An 895-nucleotide genomic window follows, 5' to 3' on the forward strand; every position below is an offset into this window, starting at 1 on the left:
ACCACCGGTGCCGCCTTTGAAGCTCGCGTTGCCGGCGCCCTTGCCACCGGCACCGCCCGCTCCGCCGGTGCCACCGGCGGTGCCGTCGGCGCCGTTCGGGTTGCCGCCGTTGACCCCACTGTTGCCTGTCGTGCCCGCGGCACCGTTGCCACCGTTGCCACCGTTGCCACCGTTGGCGCCGGTGCCGGATGAGCCCGCCGTACCGGTCCCACTGCCGCTGCCGTTGGCGCCGCCCGCACCGCCGGCGCCGACGGCGCCCGCGTTACCGCCGGCGCCACCTGCGCCGCCGGTGGTGTTGGTGGCGGTACCGGCCGCGCCGTTCCCGCCGTTGCCGGCCAGGCCGGAGTTGCCGCCCTTGCCGCCGGCCCCGCCGGTGCCGTTGGTGCCTGCGGTCACACCGGTGCCGCCCTTGCCACCGGCGCCGCCGTCTCCGCCCTTGCCGCCGGCCCCGCCGTCACCGCCGGCCTGGCCACTGCCGATGCCGGTGCCGTAGTTGTTCTGGTCGCTGACGCCGTTGGCGCCGGTGATCCCGGCGCCACCGCTTCCGGCCGCGCCGCCGGCGCCACCGTTGCTGGCGTTGCCGCCGTTGCCGTTGGCGCCCGCGCTGCCCGCGGTGCCGCCGTTGCTGGCGCCGGCCGCGCCACCGGTGCCGCCGTTACCGCCGTTGCCGCCCTTGCCGCCGGCACCGCCGTCGCCGCCCTTATAGCCGGCGCCGCCGTTGACGCCCGAGGTGCCGTTGGCGCCGGCCGCACCGACGCCGCCCTTGCCCGCGGTGCCCGCCGCGCCCCCATTGCCCGCGGCCCCGCCGTTACCTGCGGTGCCCGCACCGGCACCCGCGTTGGCAGTACCCGCGGCGCCGCCGGCGCCACCGGTGCCGCCGCCGCCGCCGTTGCCG

General features: G+C 79.2%; 1 protein-coding gene. It reads right to left on the bottom strand.

Going from position 1 to position 895, the window contains the following annotated elements; all coding sequences use genetic code 11:
• Positions 1–895, bottom strand: an 895-nt coding sequence (locus A9X01_RS30580; RefSeq protein ID WP_216638925.1) for a hypothetical protein, incomplete at both ends; no start/stop codon positions are given.

The organism is Mycobacterium asiaticum (assembly GCF_001668675.1).
GTDB lineage: Bacteria > Actinomycetota > Actinomycetes > Mycobacteriales > Mycobacteriaceae > Mycobacterium > Mycobacterium asiaticum_D.